Genomic DNA, 23290 nt, shown 5'->3' on the forward strand with positions numbered 1-23290 from the left:
CCCGCCATGAAGGCGGGTTTTTTAATCGTATTAGAACTGGTAAACCAGGCCCATTGCGACGATGTTGTCGGTAGAGATACCGTTGTTCGCGTAGAAGCTATCGTTACCGTCCAGCAGGTTGATTTTGTAATCAACGTAGGTGGACATATTTTTGTTGAAGTAGTAAGTCGCGCCAATATCCATATATTTGACCAGATCTTTATCGCCAGTGACGTTCTGACCTTTTGCCAGATCGCTGGTGGTGCTGTTCAGGTCCTTACCTTTAGATTGCAGGTAAGAAATGGCTGGGCGCAGGCCGAAATCGAACTGGTACTGTGCGGTAACTTCAAAGTTCTGCGTTTTATTCGCAACACCATTGCTGTCGCCGTACGGCGTCATATTATGGGTTTCAGAATACATTGATGCCAGATAGATATTGTTAGCATCGTATTTCAGACCAACGGTCCAGGCATCTGCTTTATCGCCGCCAGCGGTGGTTCTGGTCAGCTGATCGTTAGTACGGTCGGAGGTGGCGTAAGCGGCGGAAGCGCTGACACCCATGCCCAGATCGTAAGAGGTCGACATGCCGAAGCCGTCACCGTTAGCGTTACGGACGCTACGATCGCCATTATTGGTGCCTTCACCGCTGCCCGGGTTTTCGTTTTTACCCTGGTACTGCAGGGCAAAGTTCAGACCATCAACCAGACCGAAGAAGTCATTGTTGCGGTAAGTTGCAACGCCGTTGGCACGGCCGGTCATAAAGTTGTCAGAATAGGTGTAGGAGTCGCCGCCGAACTCAGGCAGCATATCGGTCCAGCCTTCAACGTCGTACAGTACGCCGTAGTTACGACCGTAGTCGAAAGAACCGTAGTCGCCGAATTTCAGGCCAGCAAAGCCCAGACGGGTCCAGGCTTGATTGGCGTCGTCACCTGTGGATTCTGGGTTGTTCGCCTGTACGTTATATTCCCACTGACCGTAGCCAGTCAGCATATCGTTAATCTGAGTTTCACCTTTGAAACCAAAACGGACATAGCTCTGATCGCCGTCTTTAGAGGAATCACTGGAGAAATAATGCAGACCATCTACCTTGCCATAGATGTCTAATTTGTTGCCGTCTTTATTATAAACTTCTGCGGCATGAGCTGCGCCTGCGGCTAACAGGGCAGGAATAACGAGGGCCAGTACTTTTCTGTTCATTGAATATATTCCTTTAGTATTTTTTTATTCGCGCACTTTCTGACTAAGAAAGCACTGTCATGCTAATAGAGACGAATCTGATATGGTAAAAAACATTTGTTACAGCATGAGTAAAATCTAAAGGATATAATTCATTGGAAATGATGATAATTTTCGTGAATGATTTGTTCTGATATATATAAAATAAAAATTATACAAATAAAAGACGCTGACGTAAGCTACGGCCGTTATATGCCTTTTTGTCACACAATCTATTTATGTTGCCGTGTGTCTTTAATCTTCTTCGTCATCTTAAAATGACAAGCCCGAATTGATATTCGGGCTTTTTTTATGGTTTCAGAATGACCTTAATCTGGTTATTCCTGCGGCGCTGGCTTTTCCGCTTTCCCGGCCATCATGGCGAGGAAGTCGTAGCGTTTTTGCAGATCCTCTGCCGCATCTTTCCACAGCTGTTCGGCCACTTCCGGCTGCTGGCTGTTCAGGCGACGGAAGCGCTGTTCATTCATCAACGTCTCAGCCAGCGCGTCTGACGGCGGGCGGGAATCCAGCGCCAGCGGGATTTTACCCTCGTCAGCGCGACGCGGATCGAAGCGGAACAGCGGCCAGAAGCCGGTGGCGGTAAGCTGACGCATCTGATCGTGGCTGAGCGCCAGGTCATAGCCGTGCTCTTCACATGGGCTATAGGCGATAATAATCGACGGCCCCGGATAGGACTCCGCCTCCTGAATCGCCTTCACGGTCTGGTTAAGCTGCGCGCCCAGCGAGATCTGCGCGACGTAGACGTGGCCGTACATCATCATGCTGACGCCAAGATCCTTACGCGCCTTACGTTTGCCGTGCTCGCCAAACTTAGTGACCGCGCCGAGCGGGGTCGCTTTCGAGGCCTGACCGCCGGTGTTGGAGTAACACTGGGTATCACGCACCAGAAGATTGACGGTCTCGGTCAGGCTCATCACGTGCTCCAGCCCGCCGAAGCCGATATCGTAGGCCCAACCGTCGCCGCCGATCAGCCAGATGGATTTCTCAACCAGCGCGTCCGCATCGGTCAGCAGCTCTTCCGCGCCCTGCACGCCGTTAAGCGCGCTGCGTAATGCGGCAACCTGCTCACGGCGCACCTCCGGCGTAGCTTCTGCGTGCAGCGCCTCGTTCAGCTCGGCCGGGATCTGCTCGGCAAAGCCGTCCAGCAGACGCATCACGCGCTGGCGGTGTTGATCGACCGTCAGGCGGAAGCCCAGACCAAACTCGGCGTTATCTTCAAACAGCGAGTTAGCCCACGCCGGCCCGCGCCCGTTGGCATCGGTGGTGTACGGCGTTGAAGGCAGGTTACCGCCGTAAATAGACGAGCAGCCGGTGGCGTTGGCAATCAGCATGCGGTCGCCGTACAGCTGGGTCAGCAGCTTGATATACGGGGTTTCACCGCAGCCGGAACAGGCGCCGGAATATTCAAACAGCGGGGTGATCAGCTGCGAGGTGCGGATATCGATACGCTCCAGTTTACTGCGATCGATTTCCGGCAGGTCGAGGAAGAAGTCATAGTTCACTTTCTCTTCTTCGACGTGCTCCAGACGCGACATCATATTGATGGCTTTGATTTCTGGATTCTGGCGATCTTTTGCCGGGCACACCTCGACGCACAGATTACAGCCGGTACAGTCTTCCGGCGCCACCTGCAGCACGTATTTCTGACCACGCATGTCGCGCGATTTCACGTCCAGAGAATGCAGAGACGCTGGGGCGTTTTCCATCGCGTCTGGCGAAACCACTTTTGCACGAATCGCCGAGTGCGGGCAGGCGGCGACGCAGTGGTTACACTGGGTGCAGAGTTCCTCTTTCCAGATTGGGATCTCTTCGGCGATGTTGCGTTTCTCCCAGCGCGTGGTGCCGACCGGCCAGGTGCCGTCCGGCGGCAGGGCGGAGACCGGCAGCGCATCGCCGAGGCCAGCCAGCATCGCGGCGGTGACGGTTTTGACGAAGTCCGGCGCGGCATCGGAGACCACCGGCGGGCGGTTCGGGCTGCTGGCGTTCACCTGCTGTAGCGGCACTTCAAACAGCGATTCGCGGGCCAGCGCCAGCGCCTGCCAGTTGCGCTCAACCAGCTCCTGGCCTTTGCTGCTGTAGCTTCTGGCGATGGCGTTTTGCAGCTCCATCAGCGCGCTGTCGCCCGGTAAAATTTGCGTCAGGTGGAAGAATGCCATCTGCATGACGGTATTAATACGCGCCGCCAGCCCGCATTCACGGGCGATTTTCGCCGCGTTGATCACGAAGAAGCGCGCACGTTTCTGGTTCAGTACCGCCTGCACTTCCTGCGGCAGACGCGCCCAAACTTCATCGGCGCTGTACGGCGTATTGAGCAGGAAAATCCCGCCGGGCTTCAGGCGCTCAGCCATCTGGTATTTATCAATAAACTGCAGCTGGTGGCAGCCCACAAAATCGGCCTGCGCTACCAGATAGGCAGAGCGGATCGGGTTATCGCTCACGCGCAGGTGAGAGACCGTCAGGCCGCCCGCTTTTTTGGAGTCGTAGACGAAATAGCCCTGGGCAAACCACGGCGTAGAGTTGCCGATGATCTTGATGTTGTTTTTGGTGGCCGACACGCTGCCATCGCTGCCTAAGCCGTAGAACAACGCCTCCAGACGCGCATGCGACGGCAGGGTGTTTTCCATCTGCGGCAGGGAGAGATTGGTCACGTCGTCATAGATGCCGACGGTAAAGCGCGGTTTCGGTTTCGCCTGCGACAGCTCGTGGAAGATAGACAGCACGCAGTCCGGGCCAAACTCTTTGGAGGAGAGACCGTAACGCCCGCCAATCACGCGCGGCAGGGTTTCGCGTTCGCCGTGGTTGAAGGCTTCCGCCAGCGCCGTCATCACGTCGAGATACAGCGGCTCCGCCTGGGCGCCCGGCTCTTTAGTGCGGTCGAGCACCGCGACGCTGCGGACGCTGTCCGGCAGCGCCTGTAATAAATGTGTCGCTGAGAACGGGCGGTAGAGACGGACTTTCAGCACGCCGACTTTTTCGCCGCGCGTCAGCAGTTCATCCACCACTTCCTCACAGGTGCCGATCGCCGAGCCCATAATCACAATCACGCGTTCCGCCTGCGGATGGCCGTAATATTCAAACGGCTTATAGCTGCGGCCCGTCGCGGCGGCAAAATCATCCATCGCGTGCTCAACGTGGTCGTACACCGCGTTGTACCACGGGTTGGTGGCTTCACGAGACTGGAAGTAGGTGTCTGGGTTAGCGGAGGTGCCGCGAATAATCGGATGCTCCGGGTTTAACGCCCGGGCGCGGTGGGCGGCGATGTCCTCCTGCGGCAGCAGGCCACGGATCGTATCGTCGGCCAGCGGCACGATTTTGTTAATCTCATGCGACGTGCGGAAGCCATCGAAGAAGTGAATAAACGGCACCCGGCTCTTGAGCGTCGCAATATGGGAAATCAGCGCGAAATCCTGCGCTTCCTGCACGCTACCGGCGCACAGCATGGCGCAGCCGGTCTGGCGCACCGCCATCACGTCAGAATGGTCGCCGAAAATGGACAGCGCATGGGTTGCCACGGTGCGCGCCGCCACGTGCAGTACGAACGGCGTCAGCTGCCCGGCCAGTTTATACAGCGTGGGGATCATCAGCAGGAGCCCCTGCGACGAGGTGAACGAGGTCGACAGCGCCCCGGTCTGCAACGCCCCGTGCACGGCGGCAATCGCGCCGGCTTCTGACTGCATCTCTACCACGCGCGGGACATCGCCCCAGACGTTTTTCAGCCCGTTGCCCGCCCACGCGTCGGCCTGCTCAGCCATGGTCGAACTTGGCGTGATCGGGTAAATGGCGATGACTTCACTGGTACGGAACGCAACCGAGGCGACTGCACCATTACCGTCAATTGTGATCATTGATTATGACACCTTACATTGCGCAAAAAAGAGGTTCACGGACAGTGCCGCCAACCGGAAATCATCCCTGACTGACACATCACTCTGGTGGATGTTGTTGTGTTAAGTCTAGCAAAGGGCAGGCTGAATCATTTTTGCTTTTGTGTCCTTGATGTGTGTCGGTGTTGGGGCAATCGCCGATTTCAGCCACAAAATTGCCAGAAAATGTTTCTGTAGCGCATAAATGCGCACTTCGTCTCTCGACGGAGCGGCCTGCGCTGCCTATGATGCTTAGGTTTGTTCTTATTTTTGCGATACGGAGAGAAGAGATGCGAGCTGCGTTTTTAGTGGGCTGTGCGGCACTGTTATTATCCGCGTGCAGCAGCGAACCTGTTCAGCAGGCAACGGCTGCACACGTGACGCCGGGGATGAGGGCGGCGATGTCCAGTTCGGGTGAAGCGAACTGTGCGATGATCGGTGGCTCACTGTCCGCCGCGCGTCAGCTGGACGGCTCCAGTATCGGTATGTGCGCGCTGCCAAATGGTAAACGCTGCAGCGAGCAGTCTCTTGCTACCGGCACCTGCGGCAGCTACTAAGCCTTAGTGCACCAGATCGGCCAGGCGATAGACCAGCGTCTGGTCTGCCGTGGCGAGGGTCAGCTGTTGCTCGGTTAAATCCACCTGCGCGCCCTGACGAAGCATATTGCTGAACGTGGCATCCAGCTCATTAAGCTGGGCGTCGCTGCACAGTTTGCGCGTCATGGCGAGTTCGCTCGTCTTTAGCTCGCCTTTGTGCAGGGTAGCGGTGCCGGAAAAACCGTTACACATATTGCCCGACACATAAATCTTCTCAAGAATCGGCTGCTTTTCCCCAAAGCTCAGTTCGAGCGGCGCGCCTTTGCTGCTTAACGTTTTACCGTTCACGCTCTCTAATACAAAGCGGTGATGCTGAAGCTGATCAGCGTTCGTTGACATTTTGCTGTTGTAGACGCAGCCAGAAAGAAGGGCAGCCGCAGTCAGCAGGAAAAACAGGTTCTTCATTGTACAGTGCTTCTTATTAACTATTAGTCGTGTGAATGTATTAGAAGCATAACTGTACAGCGGGCGGTGTCTGTGGGGCTTATCCGAAAATGCTCCCCGACGGTTGCCGGGGAGTGAAGGGCATCAGGCGATAGCGTTAGGACAGTCTGCGCCAGCGTCGATTTGCTGCAGGTTCTGCAGGGTAGTTTCGGAGATGCTGGTCAGGGCTTCTGCGGTCAGGAACGCCTGGTGGCCGGTGAACAGCACGTTGTGACAGGCGGAAAGACGGCGGAACACATCATCCTGAATCACGTCGTTAGACTTATCTTCGAAGAACAGATCGCGTTCATTTTCATACACGTCCATCCCTAATGCGCCGATCTTCTGCGTTTTTAAAGCTTCAATCGCCGCCTGCGAGTCAATCAGCGCGCCGCGGCTGGTGTTGACGATCATCACGCCATCTTTCATTTTCTCAAAGGCGCTGGCGTTCAGCAGGTGATAGTTTTCCGGCGTCAGCGGGCAGTGCAGCGAAATGACGTCGGACTCGGCGAATAACGTCGGCAGATCGACGTACTCCACGCCCAGCTCCAGCGCGGCGGCGCTTGGATACGGGTCAAACGCCAGCAGACGCATGCCGAAACCTTTCAGAATACGCAGGGCCGCCACGCCGATTTTCCCGGTGCCAATCACGCCTGCGGTTTTACCGAACATGGTGAAACCGGTCAGCCCTTCCAGCGAGAAGTTAGCATCGCGGGTACGCTGATAGGCACGGTGAATACGGCGGTTCAGCGTCATCATCAGGCCAACGGCGTGTTCGGCCACGGCTTCCGGGTCATAGGCGGGCACGCGCACTACGCGCAGACCCAGCTCTTTAGCCGCGTCGAGGTCAACGTTGTTGAAGCCCGCGCAGCGCAGCGCGATGTACTTCACGCCGTTCTTTTTCAACTCTTCCAGCACCGGACGGCTACCGTCATCGTTAACGAAAATACAAACCGCTTCACAGCCATGGGCGGTTTTGGCGGTTTTTTCCGTTAACAGGAAATCAAAAAACTCAAGCTCAAAGCCATATGCCTGATTAACATTTTGCAGATACTTTTTATCGTACTGCTTAGTACTGTAAACGGCTATTTTCATGAGACTTTTCTCCAATGATTTTAGAGTCAAGTTAGCATATTTCAAAAAATCTTACAAAGTATAAAAATATTTTGAAAGCTAAGGATAGGTAAAGAAACTCTCTTCAGTATACGCGTTTTAAATGGGGGCGCGAATCGCAGTTCTCAATCAGAATCAACTGAAATTCCTCACGTTTTGTTTTACAGCCGCTATTCTTAAATCATCACGGCGGCTTTCACTCTCTGGTCTGACATGACACAATATGTGCCTTTGGGCTGCTCGCTGCGCGGTCTGGCATCACTGCTTGTTCAATCTGGATATCACTGCACCCATGAAGGGTAAATATAAAGCCATCATTGCGCTACTCCTGCTTTTAGTACTGCTGCCGCTCACGCTGGTGATGACGCTGGGGTACTGGGTTCCTACGCTGGTGGGCATCTGGCTTCCGGCAGGTACGCGCATTGCGTTCAATGAAAGCCCCCGGCTGACGCGTACAGCGTTGCGTATTCCCGATCTGCGCTATCTTGCGGGGGATTGCGAGCTGGCGAGCTTCAAGGACGTGACCCTGTCACATCCTAGCCGTTGGCGGCTGCATGCCGCCTCGGCCAATCTCAACTCCCTCTGTTTTAATAAACTACCGGAAAACGATGCGGTGCCCGGCGCGCCGCGCACGCTGGCGGAGTGGCAGTCGATGCTGCCCAATACCTGGCTAACCATTGACGCGCTGAGTATCTCGCCGTGGGAGAAATGGCAGGGCAAACTCACCGTTTCACTCACCCCACAGCGGCAGGAAGTGGAATATAGCGGCGAACAGATCCGTCTACGCGCCCGGCTGCACGGCCAGTCGCTGACGGTGAGCGAACTGCACGCCAGCCTGATTGAAGGCGAGCCGCCGGTTAAGCTGCTCGGCGAATTCACGATGCCGTTGGTACCCGACGGGCTGCCGGTACAAGGGCATCTGGAATCCACTTTCCAGGTGCCGCAGGTGCCGTCTCTGGTGGATGCCGAACTCAACTGGGACGGCAATCAGGGGCAACTGATCGTGATGGCCCGCGGCGAAGGCGACCCGCTGCTGGATCTGCCCTGGACCTTAACGGAACAGCAGCTCACCATCAGCGATGGGCGCTGGAGCTGGCCGTATCAGGCGGGGATACCGCTTAGCGGCCGCGTGGGCGTGAAGCTGGAAAACTGGCAGCAGGGCGTCGATAAAACGCAGGTAACCGGCCGCCTCAGCGTGCTGACCGCCGGCGATGCGGGCAAGGGCGTGGCGGTTCTGAACGTCGGGCCGGGCGTGCTGAGTATGGATAACAGCAACATGCCGCTCCAGCTGGTGGGCGAAGCGAAGCAGGGCGACCTGATCTTTTACGCGAAGCTGCCCGCTCACCTCAGCGGCCCGCTGGTGACGCCGGTGCTGGCGTTCCAGCCCGGGGCGCTACTGCGCTCGCGCGGCCGAATAATTGATGCGCTGAATATTGATGAGGTGCGCTGGCCGCTGGCGGGGGTGAAGATTTCCACCCAGGGAATCGATGGCCGCCTGCAGGCGATCCTGCGTGCCCACGAACAGGAGACCGGCGATTTTGTGCTGCATCTGGATGGCCAGGCGGACAATTTCCTGCCGGATAAAGGCACCTGGCAGTGGCGCTACTGGGGCGACGGCCACTTTACGCCGATGCAGGCGCGCTGGGATGTGACCGGAACCGGCGAGTGGCGCGACAGCGCGATTGTGCTGAACGCGTTGTCGACCGGCTTCGACAAGTTGCAATACGGCACCATGACTATTGATAAGCCGCGTCTCAAGCTGGAACGGCCGATTCACTGGTTCCGCAATGAGCAGCATCCTTCCTTTACCGGCGCGCTGGCGCTGGAGGCGAGCGAAACCCGTTTTACCGGCGGTAGCGTGCTGCCCGCGTCGGCGTTGTCCTTCAGCGTCAAGGGGCGCGATCCCACCTTCTTCCAGTTTAAAGGCGACCTGAAAGCGCAGGAGATTGGGCCGGTACGCGTGATGGGCCGTTGGGACGGCGAGCGCCTGCGCGGGCAAGCGTGGTGGCCAAAACAGTCACTGGAGGTCTTCCAGCCGCTGGTACCGCCGGACTGGAAAATGAAGCTACGTGACGGCACGCTGTACGCACAGGTGGCGTTTTCTGCCGCCGCCGGGCAAGGATTTGAGGCCGGTGGTCACGGCGTGCTGCGCAACGGCAGCGCGTGGATGCCGGATAACGAAATCAACGGCGTCGATTTTGTGCTGCCGTTCCGCCTGAAGGCAGGCGTCTGGCAGTTAGGCACGCGCCGCCCGGTGTCGCTGCGCATTGCCGAAATCGTCAACCAGGTTACCGCGCGCAACGTGACCGCCGACCTGCAGGGCACCTGGCCGTGGAGCGATGCCGAGCCGCTACAGTTAAGCAACGTCAGCGTTGATGTACTTGGCGGGAAAGTGACGATGCAGCAGCTACGAATGCCGCAGCGCGATGCGGCGCTGCTGCGCTTGCAGCAGATTTCTACCAGCGAGCTGGTGAGCGCGGTTAACCCGAAACAGTTTGCCATGTCCGGCCCCGTTGACGGCGCATTACCGCTGTGGCTGAACGACAGCAAATGGATCATTAAGGACGGCTGGCTGCATAATCCTGGCCCGATGACCCTGCGGCTGGATAAAGACACCGCCGACGCGGTAGCCGCCGATAATATCGCCGCGGGCGCGGCCATCAACTGGTTGCGCTATATGGAAATCTCTCGATCGTGGACGCGAATCAACCTCGATAGCCTGGGCATGCTGACGCTGCAGGCCACGGTGACCGGCACCGGGGTGATGGACGAGAAGCGCAGTACGGTGCGCCTGAATTACACGCACCAGGAGAATGTTTTTGATTTGTGGCGAAGCCTGCGCTTTGGCGACAAACTTCAGTCATGGCTTGAGCAACACGCGACCCTTCCCGGTGTACCGTGTCGCCGCGGCACGGAATGTAAGGAGCAACAATGAAATTAACCATCGCCATGCTGGGCGTCGCGGCCACGGCACTGCTATCGGGCTGCGTACCCCGCATTGAGGTGGCGGCGCCAAAAGAGCCGATTACCATCAATATGAACGTTAAGATTGAGCACGAAATCCGCATCAAGGCCGATAAGGACGTTGAGGATCTGCTGAAATCGCGTAGCGACTTATTCTGAGGCCGTCCATGATGAGAAAAATACGCATAATCGCGGTGCTGTTGTTAGGTCTGTTTAGCATTCAGGCACAGGCGCTAACGCTGGCAGAGGCGAGAACCCAAGGGCGGGTGGGCGAAACCCAGGGCGGCTATCTGGCAGCGCGGGTTCAGGATAATGACACGCTGGCGCTGGTGAAAAAAATCAATCAAGCCCGTAGCGAAAGCTATCAGCAGCTGGCGCAGAGCAACAATATGTCGCAGCAGGACGTGGCGCGGCTGGCGGGGAAAAAGCTGATCGATAAAGCGCTGCCGGGCGAATATGTGCAGGGCATTAACGGCCAGTGGGTACGTAAGTAACGTGAGACGGTAAGAAAAATCGTATTACTGTTGAAAGAGGTAGCGTAACTCGCTCATACTCTGGCATCTAAGCTGTTCGTCGGCAACGATTTTACCGACGGCATATGAGAATAATAAAGGAATTATTTATGGCAGAAGAAACCATTTTCAGCAAAATTATTCGTCGTGAAATCCCGTCGGATATCGTGTATCAGGATGAGCTGGTCACCGCGTTTCGCGATATCTCTCCGCAGGCACCGACCCATATTCTGATTATCCCTAATACCCTGATTGCCACCACTAATGACGTGACCGCCGAGCACGAGCAGGCGCTGGGTCGTATGATTACCGTGGCGGCGAAAATCGCGCAGGATGAAGGTATTGCGGAAGACGGCTACCGTCTGATCATGAACTGCAACCGCCACGGCGGGCAGGAAGTTTACCATATTCATATGCACCTGCTGGGCGGCCGCCCGCTGGGGCCGATGCTGGCGCATAAAGGCTAAACTATGAAATCGGCATATCTGGGTCTTTTGCTGGGTACGGCGCTCCTCGCCGGGTGTCATTCGCGCCCGGAAATCGCCGTCAGCGAGCAGCAGACGCTGGTGATGGAGTCTAACGTTCTGGCGGCAGGCATCAGCGCGGAAAAGCCCGAGATCGCGTCGTCAGATATTCAGGCTACCGCCAGCACAAAGCTGTTCAACGAAAGGCGTGAGCCGGTCACCGTCCACTACCGTTTTTATTGGTATGACGCCAGAGGGCTGGAAATGCACCCGCTGGAAGCGCCGCGCAGCATCACCGTTCCCGCGATGGGCTCGGTTACGCTCTACGGGACGGCTAACGGTTTAGGGGCGCATAAAGCCCGACTTTATCTTTATCTTTGAGAGGTAAGCTGGAATGAGTAAATTGGGTCGCTACGCGTTGATTGCCTCGCTGGCATTGGTACTGACAGGGTGTGTGGTGCGCGAACAACCGGCGCCGGTAGATACGGCCAATCCGCAGCAGCCACAGCAGCCTGTCGAACCGCAGCAGCCGGTGCCGACGGTACCGAGCGTGCCGACGATCCCACAGCAGCCGGGGCCGATTGAACATGGCGGTGAGCCTGCGCAGCCAACGCCGCGCGTGCGTCACTATGACTGGAACGGCGCAGTGCAGCCGCTGGTTGGCAAAATGCTGCAAACCGGCGGCGTGACGGCGGGCAGCATTCTGCTGGTCGACAGCGTCAACAACCGTACCAACGGTTCGCTGAACGCCGGTGAGGCGACCACCGCGCTGCGTAATGCGCTGGCGGGCAACGGTACCTTCACGCTGGTTTCCGCTCAGCAGCTGGCGGTCGCGAAACAGCAGTTGGGTCTGTCGCCGCAGGATAGCCTCGGCTCGCGCAGTAAAGCGATGGGCATTGCCCGTACCGTGGGCGCGCAGTACGTGCTGTACTCTAACGCCACCGGCAACGTAAATGCGCCAACCCTGCAAATGCAGCTGATGCTGGTGCAGACCGGTGAGATTGTCTGGTCGGGTAAAGGTGCGGTTGCGCAACAATAAGCTTTCGCGTGACGCGCTGCTGTCACGCGAATTTCCGCACTACCGCATCGTCGCCAGCCCCGAAACCTCGGGGCTGAGCGGCAGCAGCTGTATTCTGCAAAACGCTGAACGGCGGCTGGTCCTTCGCCAGCACCATGCGCCCGACGCGCCGGAAAGCGAATTCCTTCGTCAATATCATGCCCTTCGTCAGTTACCCGCCACCCTGGCACCAAAGCCGGTTTTTTATACGCCCGGCTGGATGGCCGTCGATTTTTTAGCCGGAGAGATCAAAAGCGTGCTCCCGGCGCATCGACCGCTGGCGACTCTCCTGTATGATTTACACCAGCAACGTCGATTCGGCTGGCGGCTGGCGCTTTTGCCTCTGCTGGAGCAGTACTGGCAGCAGTGTAGTCCGTCGCGCCGCACGCCTTTCTGGCTGCGTAGCCTGAAACGGCTGCGTCGTCAGGGCGAGCCACAGCCGTTACGCCTGGCGCCGCTGCATATGGACGTCCACGCGGGCAATATTGTGCACGCGGAAGGGGGCTTAAAGCTGATCGACTGGGAATACGCCGGCGACGGTGATATCGCGCTGGAGCTGGCGGCCGTATGGACGCCGGATAATCAACAGCGTCATCAGCTGACGCAGGTCTACGCCGAGCTGGCGCACATCGCCCCGGAACTATTGTGGCGACAGACGCTGCGCTGGCGCCCGTGGGTGCTGATGCTGATGGCGGGCTGGTTCGAGTGTCGCTGGCAACAAACCGGCGACGAACAATTTATCACGCTGGCCAATCAAACCTGGCTGCAGCTTAAGAACAAAAAGGAGGCCGTGTGGGGCCAGTAATGTTGGATGTGGAAGGCTACGAGCTGGATGCCGAAGAACGTGAAATTCTGGCGCACCCGCTGGTCGGCGGCTTAATTCTGTTTAGCCGTAACTACCATGACCCCGAGCAACTGCGCGAACTGGTGCGCCAGATTCGCAGCGCGTCTCACCATCGGCTGGTGGTGGCCGTCGATCAGGAGGGCGGCCGCGTGCAGCGCTTCCGCGAGGGCTTTACCCGTTTACCGGCCGCGCAGTCTTTTGCCGCCGTGCTGGGGGAAGAAGCAGGCGGCCGGATGGCGGCCGATGCGGGCTGGCTGATGGCCAGCGAGATGATCGCCATGGATATTGATATCAGCTTCGCGCCGGTGCTGGACGTGGGCCATATCTGTACCGCTATCGGCGAGCGCTCTTATCATGCGGATCCGCAGAAAGCGCTGGTGATGGCGCGTCATTTTATTGACGGCATGCACGCCGCCGGGATGAAAACCACCGGCAAACACTTCCCGGGACACGGGGCGGTGACCGCCGACTCGCACAAAGAGACGCCGCACGATCCGCGTCCGGAAGCGGACATCCGCGCGAAGGATATGGCAGTGTTTAAAACGCTGATTAGCGAAAACGCGCTCGACGCCATTATGCCCGCGCACGTCATTTACGACGCCGTTGATCCGCGCCCGGCCAGCGGCTCTGCGCACTGGCTGCAAAGCGTGCTGCGCGGCGAGCTGGGCTTTGACGGCGTGATTTTCTCTGACGATCTGTCAATGGAAGGCGCGGCGATTATGGGCAGCTACGCCGAACGCGGGCAGGCGTCGCTCGATGCCGGTTGCGATATGATCCTCGTCTGCAATAATCGTAAGGGGGCGGTGAGCGTGCTGGATAACCTGTCGCCGATCAACGCAGAGCGTGTTACGAAGTTGTATCATAAAGGTTCATTTAGCCGTCAGGAACTGATGGACTCCGCCCGCTGGAAAACGGTTAGCGCTCAGCTGGAGCAACTCCATGAACGCTGGCAGGAAGTGAAGGCTGGTCATTAACCCTCCCGGTGTGGGAGTAATGGTGTGGTGAGGACGCGATGATTATCTATTTACACGGTTTTGACTCGAATAGCCCAGGCAACCATGAAAAGGTGCTACAGCTGCAGTTTATCGACCCGGACGTGCGGTTGATTAGCTACAGTACGCGGCACCCGAAGCATGACATGCAGCATCTGCTGAAAGAAGTCGACAAAATGCTGCAGTTGAACGCTGACGAGCGCCCGCTGATTTGCGGTGTGGGGCTGGGCGGCTACTGGGCAGAGCGCATTGGTTTTCTGTGCGATATCCGCCAGGTGATGTTTAACCCGAACCTGTTCCCGAACGAGAACATGGACGGCAAGATCGATCGCCCGGAAGAGTACATCGATATTGCCACCAAATGCGTGAATAACTTCCGCGAGAAGAACCGCGACCGCTGCCTGGCGATTTTATCCCGTCACGATGATGCGCTGGACAGCCAGCGTTCAGCCGAGATGCTGCATCATTACTATGAAATCATCTGGGATGAAGAGCAGGGCCATAAGTTTAAAAATATCTCGCCGCACCTGCAGCGAATTAAAGCGTTTAAAACGTTAGGTTAAATGACGTGGCTTAACGCCCCGGCAGCCATGGGTTGCCGGGGCTTTTTTTTGTTAATTTTTAACCGCACCGCGGATTTTTCAGGCCGCCAGAACGCCGTTCGTTCAACTTCTGCGCGATAAAACTTGATGCACATCAATTTTGGTATGACCAATGCACCATTCATGTTATTCTCATTGCAGCTGAATGGTTTCTTGTTAGTAACTTGTTGTTAATTAAGAGCTATGCTTATAACTTTTAATTAACAATTGGTTAATAAATTTTAAGGGGGTCTCGTGACTACGCCAATGAAGAAAATTGTAATTGTAGGTGGCGGCGCTGGCGGCCTGGAACTGGCGACTCAGCTGGGGCGTAAACTCGGCAAGGGTAAAAAAGCCAAAATCACGCTGGTGGATCGCAACCATAGCCACCTGTGGAAACCGCTGCTGCACGAAGTGGCGACGGGGTCTCTGGACGAAGGCGTGGATGCGCTGAGCTATCTGGCGCACGCGCGTAATCATCACTTCCAGTTCCAGCTGGGTTCGGTGATGGATATCAACCGTGAAGCCAAAACCATTACCCTGGCCGAGCTGCGCGACGAGAAGGGCGAGCTGCTGGTACCCGAGCGCAAGCTGGCGTACGACACCCTGGTGATGGCGCTGGGCAGCACCTCGAACGACTTCAATACCCCGGGTGTGAAAGAGCACTGCATCTTCCTCGACAACCCGCATCAGGCGCGTCGTTTCCACCAGGAAATGCTGAACCTGTTCCTCAAATATTCCGCTAACCTTGGCGCCAACGGCAAGGTGAACATCGCCATTGTTGGCGGCGGGGCGACCGGCGTAGAGCTGTCGGCAGAACTGCACAATGCGGTGAAACAGCTGCATAGCTACGGCTATAAAGGGCTGAGCAACGAAGCGCTCAACGTCACGCTGGTGGAAGCCGGTGAACGCATTCTGCCGGCGCTGCCGCCGCGTATTTCCGGCGCAGCGCACAGCGAGCTGACCAAAATGGGCGTGCGCGTGCTGACCCAGACGATGGTGACCAGCGCCGATGCAGGTGGTCTGCACACCAAAGATGGCGAGTATATTCAGGCCGATCTGATGGTCTGGGCGGCAGGGATTAAAGCGCCAGACTTTATGAAAGAGATTGGCGGCCTGGAAACTAACCGCATCAACCAGCTGGTGGTTGAGCCGACGCTGCAAACCACCCGCGACCAGGATATCTACGCCATCGGCGACTGCGCGTCCTGCGCGCGTCCGGAAGGGGGCTTTGTGCCGCCGCGCGCCCAGGCTGCGCACCAGATGGCCACCTGCGCGCTGAACAACATTCTGGCGCAGATGAAAGGGAAAGAGCTGAAGCCGTATTCCTACAAAGATCACGGCTCGCTGGTGTCGCTGTCCAACTATTCTACGGTGGGTAGCCTGATGGGTAACCTGATGCGTGGCTCCATGATGATTGAAGGGCGTATCGCGCGTATGGTGTATATCTCACTGTATCGTATGCACCAGATTGCGCTGCACGGCTACTGCAAAACCGGCCTGATGATGCTGGTGGGCAGCATCAACCGCGTTATTCGCCCGCGCCTGAAACTGCACTAATCTGCTCCCGGCCTGCATGCCGATCCGCATGCAGGCCGGATAAACGCAGCGCCTTCCGGCCATGCGCCCATGTTGCTCGTTCCCGTCTTCAGAATTCTCTCAAACACCTCTATTCCCACACAAAATCCTGTTTTTTGCGCTTTTGTCTGATAGCTGCCGTTTGCGTTAAGTTGCACAATTGTTAGCAATAGCAACAAAGGAGGAAGTCCCGTGAATAAATCAATGTTGGCGGGTATTGGTATTGGCGTTGCAGCCGCGCTTGGGGTTGCCGCCGTAGCGAGTATGAACGTATTCGATCGTGGCCCGCAGTATGCGCAGGTGATCTCCGCTACGCCAATCAAGGAAACCGTTAAAAACCCGCGTCAGGAGTGCCGTAATGTGACGGTGACGCACCGTCGTCCGGTACAGGATGAAAACCGTATTGCCGGTTCGGTGCTGGGTGCCGTTGCGGGTGGGGTGATTGGCCATCAGTTTGGCGGTGGGCGCGGTAAAGACGTCGCCACCGTCGTCGGCGCGCTGGGGGGCGGCTATGCCGGTAACCAGGTGCAGGGCGCGATGCAGAACAATGACACCTATACGACGACTGAACAGCGTTGTAAAACCGTGTACGACAAGTCTGAGAAGACGCTCGGATACGATGTAACCTACAAAATCGGCGACCAGCAGGGGAAAATCCGGATGGATAAACAGCCTGGCGACCAGATTCCGCTGGATAGCAACGGTCAGCTGGTACTGAATAAAGCCTAAAAAAGCGTTAGTGTGCTGTTCGCCCCTGAGTCTCCCAGACTGAGGGGCGTTTTTTTATTACGCGGCAATCATGTGCGGCCACAACCGCAGCGTGGTGTCGGTAATCTGCATCAGCGTTGCAAAGTCTGCGCCTTCGCGCGCGCTAATCGACATCCCTTGTAAAATACAGCTCAGGAACTGCGCCAGCTCGGCAACGTTCTTCTCGGCCGGAATCTCTCCGCGCGCCTGTCGCAGCTGTAAGAACTGGCACAGCGTCTGTTCCTGCACCGCGTGGCGCGACTTAATGGTTTTGGCGATCTCCTTTGAAGAGGCCGCCAGCGCCGCAGAGGTGTTAATCATAAAGCAGCCAGCAGGGGTATCCTTGCTGGTAAAGCAGGTCGCGACGGCGGTGAAATAGTTACGCAGCGCTTCCAGCAGCGTCTGCTCATCGCAGAACAGACAGGCCTCATTTTTCGACGCAAAACGGCTGATATAGTGGTCAAGAACGGCGCGGAAGAGCCCCTCTTTATTCACAAACTCAGCGTACAGCGTGGGGGCCTTGGCTCCGGTGGCTTCGACCAGGTCGGAGAGGGAGGTTGCTTCATAGCCATATTGCCAGAATAGCGTCATTGCTTTATCAAGCGCCGCTTCCCGGTCGAATACTTTAGGTCGACCACGGCCTTTTTTCGCGCAACTTTGCGTGTCAGTTGTCATCGTGCCGCCTACCTTAGTCGGTGTTTAGTGAATGCTCATTATAAAAATAATCGTCGACGGGGGCTAGCGCTTCCGGCGTAAAAAAGAGATGAGCATATTCATATGAAAAATATATGAAATCTAATTAAATAAACGATCGTTATAAAAATACGTTGACGTGTGACCTGGATCTCATTATTATTATTTTATCGATCGTTAAGTTAATAACGTCTGACCTACAAAAATTCATCTGCAAGGTATAAATCATGAAAAACGTAAAAACCCTGGCCATCGCCGCAGTCCTGAGCTCACTATCATTTGCAAGTTTTGCCGCTGTTGAAGTGCAATCCACTCCAGCAGACCAGCACAAAGTCGGCAACATTGCCGCCTCTGCGGGCCCGAACCTGGCATCCCTGGAACAAGAACTGTCACAGAAAGCCGATGAAATGGGGGCGAAATCTTTCCGCATCACTTCCGTTAGCGGTCCGAACTCCCTCCACGGTACTGCGGTAATCTATAAATAAGCATTAAAACCCTCATAATGCTTATGCCACTGCGATAAAAAAGGCCCTGAGCGGAATACGCTCAGGGCCTTTTCTTTTCTGTTATCTGCTACATATTTTGCTGCGCAACCTCGTGATGACGGGTGACATCAACCGGCATCCCGGAGCGCACATCCATCACTTTGTTCATCACCTCGCCATCGGTATTCGGGCTCTGGCTGAAGGCTTTCATGCTCGCGTTAAGTACGATTGGCAGCGTCTGCGGGTCGTCATCAATATGCTCGGATAGCGGCTGATGAACTTCCACCAGATGAACGCCGTTTGGCTCCACCGAGGCCTTAATTGGCGTATTGATAATGTTGACCTTCGTGCCAGGCGTCACCTGATCGAACAGGGCTTTAATATCGTTATCGCGCAGGCGAATACAGCCGGAGCTGACGCGCATTCCGATGCCAAAATCGGCGTTAGTGCCGTGCAGCAGGTACACGCCGCCGTAGGCCGCGAGGCGAATGGCGTGGTGGCCCATCGGGTTATCCGGGCCGGCAGGCATCACCGCCGGTAGCTCAACGCCCTGGGCGCGATAGCGCGCACGGATATTGGCGGTAGGCGTCCAGGTGGGGTTGGCGCGTTTATCAGAAACGGTGGTGACCATGGTTGGCGTCACCGTGGTGCCCCCCAGTTGACCAATGCCAATCGGATAGACGGTGACGGTATTGCTGCCCGGTGGGTAGTAGTACAGCCGCAGTTCGGCCAGGTTAAGCACGATGCCTTCACGCGGTACATCAGGCAGCAGCGTTTGCAGCGGGATCGTCAACACGCTGCCGGGGCGGGGCACGTAAGGGTCGACGCCGGGGTTAGCCTGTAACAGCGCCAGGAAACCGACGTTGTATTTTTTGGCGATGGCTTCCAGCGAGCCGCCGTTGTTCTCGACGACGTGGAAGCGGTTTTCACCAACCAGCCGGCTGCCGGGAGGCGGTAACGGCCAGGAGTTAGCGCTGGCCGGCAGCGCAACGCTAACGGCGAGGACCAGGCCCGCCAGCCAGCGTGAAAGTTGCAGAGTTTGACGCATCACTCTAATCCCTCAAAGTTGCAAATGTTGTCTAAAAGTTAAAACGAGTATTATGCGTAAGGAGACTGTAGGGAAGTGACGAGGGATTGAAAGAGTATGTAAAGGTTGGGCCTTTATTGCTTAGAAAGGAGGGACGGCGGCAGTGGATTATCCGGTTGCATTGCGGCCGAAAAATCAGCAGTCTACAAAAAATGACCGAACATGTGAGGAGAAAAAGATGAAGGCACTGCCCGCGGTAGCGGTTCTGGGATTGGGCGCAATGGGCCACGCGTTTGCCGCCAATTTGCTGAAAAAAGGGTTCACGGTGTACGGCTGGAACCGTACGCCGGGGCGCGGCGAAGATCTCCAGCCTGAGGGTCTTCAGCTGTGCAACGACGCTGCGCTGGCGGTGACTGACGCACAGGTGATTATCGCGATGCTCACCGATGGCGCTGCCACTCAGGCGATTATCCGCGCCATCGCGCCGTCCTGCGCGGAGGGCGCGACCTTCTGCCAGATGGGCACCATCGGGACTCAGGAGACGGCAGAGGCGATCGCGCTGCTTCATTCGCTGCGACCGGACATGCTGTATCTCGACGCGCCGGTGTCTGGCACCAAAGCGCCAGCGGAAAACGCGCAAATTCTGGTGATGGCCAGCGGCGACCAGGCGCGAGCGGGCGCCGCACAGCAGGTGTTCGACGCGATCTCTCGTGGCACTCAGTGGTACGGCGAGGCGGGTAACAGTCAGAAAATGAAGCTGGTGATCAATGCCTGGCTTATCGCCATGATGCAGGGCGTTGCGGAGAGCATGCAGCTGGCAAAACAGTTTGGTTTCACCCCCAACCAGCTGTGGGAAACGCTGGAAGGCGGCCCGCTGGCGGCACCTTATGTGAAGGGTAAGCTGGAGATGATCCGCAATGACGATTACACCCCGCAGATGCAGCTTCAGCACGCGCTGAAAGATGCGCGTCTGGCGCTGGCCAGTGCGCCGCAGGGCACGATGCCGATGATGAGCGATATTGCCGAGCTTTGGCAGACGGCGGCGCAGAACGGGCTGGCCGAGCAGGATCTGGCGGCGGTCTACGCGTGGCTGGATAACGCGCGTCAGGTCTAACCAACGAGGGGGCGGCAATGGAATGGCTACGCCAGCGCATTGAACGTCAGGTGCTCGGCCTGACGGGGATGGCGCTCAACGAAATTGATTTTGAGCGCCCGGTCGGTGAACCGGGGCTGTTTGGCCCGCAGTCGGCCATCTGGCCGGTGCACGGTGATTTTAGCTCTATGCTGTGCGGCGGCATCAGCGCGCTATTGCTGCAGATGCTGCACCCGCTGGCGCTGGCGGGCGTCTGGGATCACTCCTCCTTTCGCGAGGATATTTTTGGCCGCCTGCGCCGCACCAGCCAGTTTATCTCCGCCACCACCTTTGCCACTGAACCCGATGCCGAGCGGCTGATTGCGAAAGTGAAGGCCATTCACGCGCGGATCAGCGGCATTGACGCCGACGGGGCACCGTATGCCGCCAGTGACCCGGATCTGTTGACCTGGGTACACGTCGCGGAATGCAGTTCGTTTATGGCCTCGCACCTGCGCTATCGACGCACGGTGGTCACGCCTGCGCGTCAGGCACAGTACTTTATCGAGTCGGCCAGCATTGCTGAGCGGTTGGGGGCGCGCAACGTGCCGAAAACGCCGGATGCGGTGGCCGATTATCTCGCCGCAATGCGTCCGCAGCTGCGCTGTGATGAACGGACGCGCGAAGTGGCGAGGGTGCTGATGACCACGCGGCTACCGGGGCGTCTGGCGCAGCCGGCGGGCATGATATTTATGAAGGCCGGTATCGATCTGTTGCCCGAATGGGCTCAGGAGATGCTGGGGTTACGCTTGCACCCGCTGGAGCAGCGGGCGGTGCGGGGCGGCGTGCATCTGATTGCGGCGGTCCTGCGGCGCTCGGTGCGTAACGGCGCTTATCATTGCGCCATGCGCCGTATGCAGCGTAAACCTTGACAGATGACGCGCATTCAGCGCCGGTAGTGAGTAAAAAAAAGCCGGCGTTGAATGCCGGCTCCGTTATCAGATTTTGCAGGCGTCGCCGCAGTCATCATCGGCGACAATCGCCTGCGCTTTCTTATCTGCATCCTCCAGACGTTCCGCATTGCGCTCTTCCGCTTCTTCCAGACCGTCAAAAATCAGATTATTAAGATCGATTTCCATTAGTTATGTACTCACTCTGTTCTACACTTGTCAGAGTATATTGCAAAAATGTTGATTGATGTACCCGCTTATGGACGTGATCGTCTATTCAGCACAAACCGTCATTTCGCTATCCACATCCACATTCCCGCTGAAATGTGACGTAGCGCGGCTGAATGCGCACGCAGTGTTCAAAGAGAGATCGATAACAGGCGAATACTGGAAACAGGAAAGCATATAACCTTAAAAACGAGTACCAGATCGGAGGGATATGCAATGCAGAAACAGGATCTACAGGCATTAACAAATTTTGATTTTCTGGCCCGCAGCTTTGCGCATATGCACGCGGTGGGCCATCCCATCGACATCAGCACGATCACCGGCAACATGAATGAGCAGCAAAGGCTGTGGTTTTGTGCACGGTATGACCACTATCGAAAGCAGGCTGAAAGGGCCAAAGAGCAAGCGCTGGAAGTGTGTTAATCATTAGCGGGCCGCATGTGGCCCGTTTTTCTTGAAGCGGGCACCTGAGGTGCCCGTTGTTGTTTCCGGATAACCGCGTTATTCGGATTGAAAAGCCACTATGCGATCGGCCGTCATAACGGCATTACCTCGGAACAACTTCACGCTTTTGTCGCCGTACTGGCCCAGTATCTGAAACAGGATTAGCCGTTACGGCCTCGGATGCCCCGGACGGTGGTGTAAAGACCCATTTCACGACACCGGTCACTTTTTACCGTTCTTTCTACCTATCCCTTATAAAACAGAGGGCTATAATCCGATGTGACATTCACTAACGAGGAAATATTATGTCTACACAAGCCCGACTGCTGAAAAACTTGCTGCTTGCTGGCGCAGTACTGCTGGCCTCCACCGCCACCTGGGCCGCTGAACACTGGATTGATGTCCGCACGCCGGACCAGTATCAGGAGGCGCACGTTAAGGGGGCGGTGAATATCCCGCTGAAGCAACTGGCGGATCGCATCGGCGAAGTAACACAGGATAAAAATGACACGCTGTATCTGTACTGCAATACCGGCAATCAGTCAGGCAAAGCGGAAACGCTGCTGCAGAAGATGGGCTATAAGAATGCCGTTAACGAAGGCGGTTTGAAAGACGTCGAGAAAAAACAACCGCTGGTAAAATAATCCTCCCCAGCCAGCCGACGGGCGTCGAAGCGGGCGCTCGTGGTAGCCCGATTTCTCCGTCGGGAATAGCGTTCGGTTGGCGTAATTGAGACTCCGTTGCTAGCCTGAATAATCCAGGTTTCCTTGTGAAGCCCCAGGTTTCGTTATTGACGCAAAAGGATCTCACATGAGTGAAGTTAAAATTGTCGCTACCCTGACGCCCCGCCCGGAGCATATCGACACGATTAGAAAAGCCGCGCAGGCTATGGTCCCCCTCACGCATCAGGAAGCCGGATGCCTGCAGTACGACCTGCATGAAAGCCGGGCGATTCCCGACGTGCGCGAGCTGGGGAATGAGGGCAGGGTATCGTTTGTCTTTATCGAGCGCTGGACGTCGGAGGAGGCGCTGAAGCAACACGTGGCGATGCCGTATCACGATGATTTTCTGGAAACGCTGGATGGAAAGCTGGATAGCATCAGCGTGCAACGATTAACGAAGCTGTAGAATAAGGGAAAATAAAGAGAGAAGAGAGGCACCATATCGGGAAGATATGGTGCGTTCGATTGGACTCGAACCAACGACCCCCACCATGTCAAGGTGGTGCTCTAACCAACTGAGCTACGAACGCGTAATGGTGCGTTTAATTGGACTCGAACCAACGACCCCCACCATGTCAAGGTGGTGCTCTAACCAACTGAGCTATAAACGCATAATGGTGCGTTCGATTGGACTCGAACCAACGACCCCCACCATGTCAAGGTGGTGCTCTAACCAACTGAGCTACGAACGCATTGTTGCTTGCGGCAACGGGGACGAAT

Annotated in this window: 26 protein-coding genes and 3 tRNA genes; 18 read left to right on the forward strand and 11 right to left on the reverse strand. The window is 56.6% G+C overall.

Going from position 1 to position 23290, the window contains the following annotated elements:
* Positions 1-30: 30 nt before the first annotated feature.
* Together ompC and nifJ are read right to left on the reverse strand one after the other, a co-directional pair.
* Positions 31-1176 carry a porin OmpC gene (gene ompC / locus ACK5JN_RS08370; protein ID WP_416869741.1) on the reverse strand — a complete coding sequence of 382 codons (1146 nt, stop codon included), beginning with the start codon at positions 1174-1176 and terminating at the stop codon, positions 31-33.
* 356 nt (positions 1177-1532) lie between these two features.
* A complete protein-coding gene (nifJ, locus tag ACK5JN_RS08375; protein ID WP_416869742.1) occupies positions 1533-5060 on the reverse strand; it encodes a pyruvate:ferredoxin (flavodoxin) oxidoreductase in 3528 nt (1175 codons plus the stop codon).
* Positions 5061-5368: 308 nt separating this feature from the next.
* Between nifJ and ACK5JN_RS08380 the strand changes: the two genes are divergently transcribed.
* Positions 5369-5635 (forward strand): DUF333 domain-containing protein, encoded by a 267-nt coding sequence (locus ACK5JN_RS08380; RefSeq protein ID WP_064545809.1) that lies wholly within the window; start codon positions 5369-5371, stop codon positions 5633-5635.
* 3 nt (positions 5636-5638) lie between these two features.
* Here the strand turns inward: ACK5JN_RS08380 and hslJ are convergent, their stop codons facing one another.
* Both hslJ and ACK5JN_RS08390 read right to left on the reverse strand, forming a co-directional pair.
* Entirely contained in the window at positions 5639-6079 is a 441-nt protein-coding gene (hslJ, locus tag ACK5JN_RS08385; RefSeq protein WP_416869743.1) for a heat shock protein HslJ, read from the reverse strand.
* Between the two features lie 123 nt (positions 6080-6202).
* Positions 6203-7192: a 2-hydroxyacid dehydrogenase gene (locus ACK5JN_RS08390; protein ID WP_416869744.1), complete on the reverse strand. Its 990-nt coding sequence runs from the start codon at positions 7190-7192 to the stop codon at positions 6203-6205.
* A gap of 310 nt (positions 7193-7502) precedes the next feature.
* Between ACK5JN_RS08390 and ACK5JN_RS08395 the strand changes: the two genes are divergently transcribed.
* From ACK5JN_RS08395 to ycfP, 9 genes are all read left to right on the forward strand, one after another.
* Positions 7503-10145, forward strand: a complete 2643-nt coding sequence (locus tag ACK5JN_RS08395; RefSeq protein ID WP_416869745.1) for a YdbH family protein — start codon at positions 7503-7505, stop codon at positions 10143-10145.
* Positions 10142-10333: a YnbE family lipoprotein gene (locus tag ACK5JN_RS08400; RefSeq protein ID WP_416869746.1), complete on the forward strand. Its 192-nt coding sequence runs from the start codon at positions 10142-10144 to the stop codon at positions 10331-10333. Before ACK5JN_RS08395 ends, ACK5JN_RS08400 begins: the two co-directional genes overlap by 4 nt.
* Before the next feature lie 11 nt (positions 10334-10344).
* Positions 10345-10668 carry a YdbL family protein gene (locus tag ACK5JN_RS08405; protein ID WP_416869894.1) on the forward strand — a complete coding sequence of 108 codons (324 nt, stop codon included), beginning with the start codon at positions 10345-10347 and terminating at the stop codon, positions 10666-10668.
* Between the two features lie 128 nt (positions 10669-10796).
* Positions 10797-11153, forward strand: coding sequence for a purine nucleoside phosphoramidase (hinT, locus tag ACK5JN_RS08410; protein WP_416869747.1), 357 nt, complete (start codon positions 10797-10799; stop codon positions 11151-11153).
* Positions 11154-11156: 3 nt separating this feature from the next.
* Positions 11157-11531 carry a YcfL family protein gene (locus tag ACK5JN_RS08415; RefSeq protein WP_416869748.1) on the forward strand — a complete coding sequence of 125 codons (375 nt, stop codon included), beginning with the start codon at positions 11157-11159 and terminating at the stop codon, positions 11529-11531.
* A gap of 22 nt (positions 11532-11553) precedes the next feature.
* Complete coding sequence (gene lpoB / locus ACK5JN_RS08420) at positions 11554-12189, forward strand: penicillin-binding protein activator LpoB (protein ID WP_416869895.1); 636 nt, start codon at positions 11554-11556, stop codon at positions 12187-12189.
* Complete coding sequence (thiK, locus tag ACK5JN_RS08425; RefSeq protein ID WP_416869896.1) at positions 12170-13012, forward strand: thiamine kinase; 843 nt, start codon at positions 12170-12172, stop codon at positions 13010-13012. The genes lpoB and thiK overlap by 20 nt, the downstream gene beginning before the upstream one ends.
* Complete coding sequence (nagZ, locus tag ACK5JN_RS08430) at positions 13000-14025, forward strand: beta-N-acetylhexosaminidase (RefSeq protein WP_416869749.1); 1026 nt, start codon at positions 13000-13002, stop codon at positions 14023-14025. The genes thiK and nagZ overlap by 13 nt, the downstream gene beginning before the upstream one ends.
* Positions 14026-14063: 38 nt before the next feature.
* Positions 14064-14606, forward strand: a complete 543-nt coding sequence (ycfP, locus tag ACK5JN_RS08435) for an alpha/beta hydrolase YcfP (protein WP_416869750.1) — start codon at positions 14064-14066, stop codon at positions 14604-14606.
* Here the strand turns inward: ycfP and ACK5JN_RS08440 are convergent.
* On the reverse strand, positions 14603-14770 hold the full coding sequence (locus tag ACK5JN_RS08440) for a hypothetical protein (RefSeq protein WP_416869751.1): 168 nt from the start codon (positions 14768-14770) through the stop codon (positions 14603-14605). The two genes, ycfP and ACK5JN_RS08440, sit on opposite strands and share 4 nt — an antisense overlap.
* 109 nt (positions 14771-14879) lie before the next feature.
* On the opposite strand from ACK5JN_RS08440, the gene ACK5JN_RS08445 reads away from it, so the two are divergent.
* Positions 14880-16184 carry an NAD(P)/FAD-dependent oxidoreductase gene (locus tag ACK5JN_RS08445; RefSeq protein WP_416869752.1) on the forward strand — a complete coding sequence of 435 codons (1305 nt, stop codon included), beginning with the start codon at positions 14880-14882 and terminating at the stop codon, positions 16182-16184.
* Between the two features lie 210 nt (positions 16185-16394).
* The gene (locus tag ACK5JN_RS08450; RefSeq protein WP_416869753.1) at positions 16395-16931 is read left to right on the forward strand and encodes a glycine zipper 2TM domain-containing protein; all 537 of its coding nucleotides are present in this window, start codon (positions 16395-16397) and stop codon (positions 16929-16931) included.
* Positions 16932-16988: 57 nt separating this feature from the next.
* On the opposite strand, the gene ACK5JN_RS08455 is transcribed toward ACK5JN_RS08450, so the two are convergent.
* The gene (locus ACK5JN_RS08455; RefSeq protein ID WP_416869754.1) at positions 16989-17624 is read right to left on the reverse strand and encodes a TetR/AcrR family transcriptional regulator; all 636 of its coding nucleotides are present in this window, start codon (positions 17622-17624) and stop codon (positions 16989-16991) included.
* Positions 17625-17869: 245 nt separating this feature from the next.
* On the opposite strand from ACK5JN_RS08455, the gene bhsA reads away from it, so the two are divergent.
* The gene (gene bhsA, locus ACK5JN_RS08460) at positions 17870-18127 is read left to right on the forward strand and encodes a multiple stress resistance protein BhsA (protein ID WP_064545779.1); all 258 of its coding nucleotides are present in this window, start codon (positions 17870-17872) and stop codon (positions 18125-18127) included.
* An 88-nt stretch (positions 18128-18215) separates the two neighbouring features.
* Here bhsA and ldtC read toward each other — a convergent pair whose 3' ends face one another.
* Positions 18216-19175 (reverse strand): L,D-transpeptidase LdtC, encoded by a 960-nt coding sequence (ldtC, locus tag ACK5JN_RS08465; protein ID WP_416869897.1) that lies wholly within the window; start codon positions 19173-19175, stop codon positions 18216-18218.
* A 217-nt stretch (positions 19176-19392) separates the two neighbouring features.
* On the opposite strand from ldtC, the gene ACK5JN_RS08470 reads away from it, so the two are divergent.
* Entirely contained in the window at positions 19393-20268 is an 876-nt protein-coding gene (locus ACK5JN_RS08470; protein ID WP_416869755.1) for an NAD(P)-dependent oxidoreductase, read from the forward strand.
* A gap of 17 nt (positions 20269-20285) precedes the next feature.
* Complete coding sequence (locus ACK5JN_RS08475) at positions 20286-21158, forward strand: oxygenase MpaB family protein (protein WP_416869756.1); 873 nt, start codon at positions 20286-20288, stop codon at positions 21156-21158.
* 66 nt (positions 21159-21224) lie between these two features.
* Here ACK5JN_RS08475 and ACK5JN_RS08480 read toward each other — a convergent pair whose 3' ends face one another.
* Complete coding sequence (locus tag ACK5JN_RS08480) at positions 21225-21365, reverse strand: hypothetical protein (protein WP_416869757.1); 141 nt, start codon at positions 21363-21365, stop codon at positions 21225-21227.
* A gap of 255 nt (positions 21366-21620) precedes the next feature.
* On the opposite strand from ACK5JN_RS08480, the gene glgS reads away from it, so the two are divergent.
* From glgS to ACK5JN_RS08495, 3 genes are all read left to right on the forward strand, one after another.
* On the forward strand, positions 21621-21827 hold the full coding sequence (gene glgS / locus ACK5JN_RS08485) for a cell surface composition regulator GlgS (RefSeq protein WP_416869758.1): 207 nt from the start codon (positions 21621-21623) through the stop codon (positions 21825-21827).
* Positions 21828-22153: 326 nt separating this feature from the next.
* Positions 22154-22492: a thiosulfate sulfurtransferase PspE gene (pspE, locus tag ACK5JN_RS08490; protein ID WP_416869759.1), complete on the forward strand. Its 339-nt coding sequence runs from the start codon at positions 22154-22156 to the stop codon at positions 22490-22492.
* Between the two features lie 166 nt (positions 22493-22658).
* Complete coding sequence (locus tag ACK5JN_RS08495) at positions 22659-22976, forward strand: putative quinol monooxygenase (protein WP_416869760.1); 318 nt, start codon at positions 22659-22661, stop codon at positions 22974-22976.
* A gap of 47 nt (positions 22977-23023) precedes the next feature.
* On the opposite strand, the gene ACK5JN_RS08500 is transcribed toward ACK5JN_RS08495, so the two are convergent.
* From ACK5JN_RS08500 to ACK5JN_RS08510, 3 genes are all read right to left on the reverse strand, one after another.
* Positions 23024-23100: transfer RNA gene (locus ACK5JN_RS08500), tRNA-Val, on the reverse strand.
* Between the two features lie 4 nt (positions 23101-23104).
* Positions 23105-23181 (reverse strand) — tRNA-Val (locus tag ACK5JN_RS08505).
* A gap of 4 nt (positions 23182-23185) precedes the next feature.
* Positions 23186-23262: transfer RNA gene (locus ACK5JN_RS08510), tRNA-Val, on the reverse strand.
* Positions 23263-23290 lie beyond the last annotated feature (28 nt).

The organism is Kluyvera sp., from assembly GCF_047971185.1.
Lineage (GTDB): Bacteria > Pseudomonadota > Gammaproteobacteria > Enterobacterales > Enterobacteriaceae > Kluyvera.

Coding starts and splice junctions, on each gene's coding strand:
- ACK5JN_RS08440 (WP_416869751.1), bottom strand. CDS start 14,770: ATGAATGGTGCATTGGTCATACCAAAATTGATGTGCATCAAGTTTTAT.
- ompC (WP_416869741.1), bottom strand. CDS start 1,176: ATGAACAGAAAAGTACTGGCCCTCGTTATTCCTGCCCTGTTAGCCGCA.
- ACK5JN_RS08405 (WP_416869894.1), top strand. CDS start 10,345: ATGAGAAAAATACGCATAATCGCGGTGCTGTTGTTAGGTCTGTTTAGC.
- ACK5JN_RS08480 (WP_416869757.1), bottom strand. CDS start 21,365: ATGGAAATCGATCTTAATAATCTGATTTTTGACGGTCTGGAAGAAGCG.
- ycfP (WP_416869750.1), top strand. CDS start 14,064: ATGATTATCTATTTACACGGTTTTGACTCGAATAGCCCAGGCAACCAT.
- ACK5JN_RS08390 (WP_416869744.1), bottom strand. CDS start 7,192: ATGAAAATAGCCGTTTACAGTACTAAGCAGTACGATAAAAAGTATCTG.
- glgS (WP_416869758.1), top strand. CDS start 21,621: ATGCAGAAACAGGATCTACAGGCATTAACAAATTTTGATTTTCTGGCC.
- ldtC (WP_416869897.1), bottom strand. CDS start 19,175: ATGCGTCAAACTCTGCAACTTTCACGCTGGCTGGCGGGCCTGGTCCTC.
- ACK5JN_RS08400 (WP_416869746.1), top strand. CDS start 10,142: ATGAAATTAACCATCGCCATGCTGGGCGTCGCGGCCACGGCACTGCTA.
- ACK5JN_RS08475 (WP_416869756.1), top strand. CDS start 20,286: ATGGAATGGCTACGCCAGCGCATTGAACGTCAGGTGCTCGGCCTGACG.
- ACK5JN_RS08455 (WP_416869754.1), bottom strand. CDS start 17,624: ATGACAACTGACACGCAAAGTTGCGCGAAAAAAGGCCGTGGTCGACCT.
- ACK5JN_RS08495 (WP_416869760.1), top strand. CDS start 22,659: ATGAGTGAAGTTAAAATTGTCGCTACCCTGACGCCCCGCCCGGAGCAT.
- ACK5JN_RS08380 (WP_064545809.1), top strand. CDS start 5,369: ATGCGAGCTGCGTTTTTAGTGGGCTGTGCGGCACTGTTATTATCCGCG.
- ACK5JN_RS08470 (WP_416869755.1), top strand. CDS start 19,393: ATGAAGGCACTGCCCGCGGTAGCGGTTCTGGGATTGGGCGCAATGGGC.
- ACK5JN_RS08395 (WP_416869745.1), top strand. CDS start 7,503: ATGAAGGGTAAATATAAAGCCATCATTGCGCTACTCCTGCTTTTAGTA.
- bhsA (WP_064545779.1), top strand. CDS start 17,870: ATGAAAAACGTAAAAACCCTGGCCATCGCCGCAGTCCTGAGCTCACTA.
- pspE (WP_416869759.1), top strand. CDS start 22,154: ATGTCTACACAAGCCCGACTGCTGAAAAACTTGCTGCTTGCTGGCGCA.
- hslJ (WP_416869743.1), bottom strand. CDS start 6,079: ATGAAGAACCTGTTTTTCCTGCTGACTGCGGCTGCCCTTCTTTCTGGC.
- nifJ (WP_416869742.1), bottom strand. CDS start 5,060: ATGATCACAATTGACGGTAATGGTGCAGTCGCCTCGGTTGCGTTCCGT.
- hinT (WP_416869747.1), top strand. CDS start 10,797: ATGGCAGAAGAAACCATTTTCAGCAAAATTATTCGTCGTGAAATCCCG.
- ACK5JN_RS08415 (WP_416869748.1), top strand. CDS start 11,157: ATGAAATCGGCATATCTGGGTCTTTTGCTGGGTACGGCGCTCCTCGCC.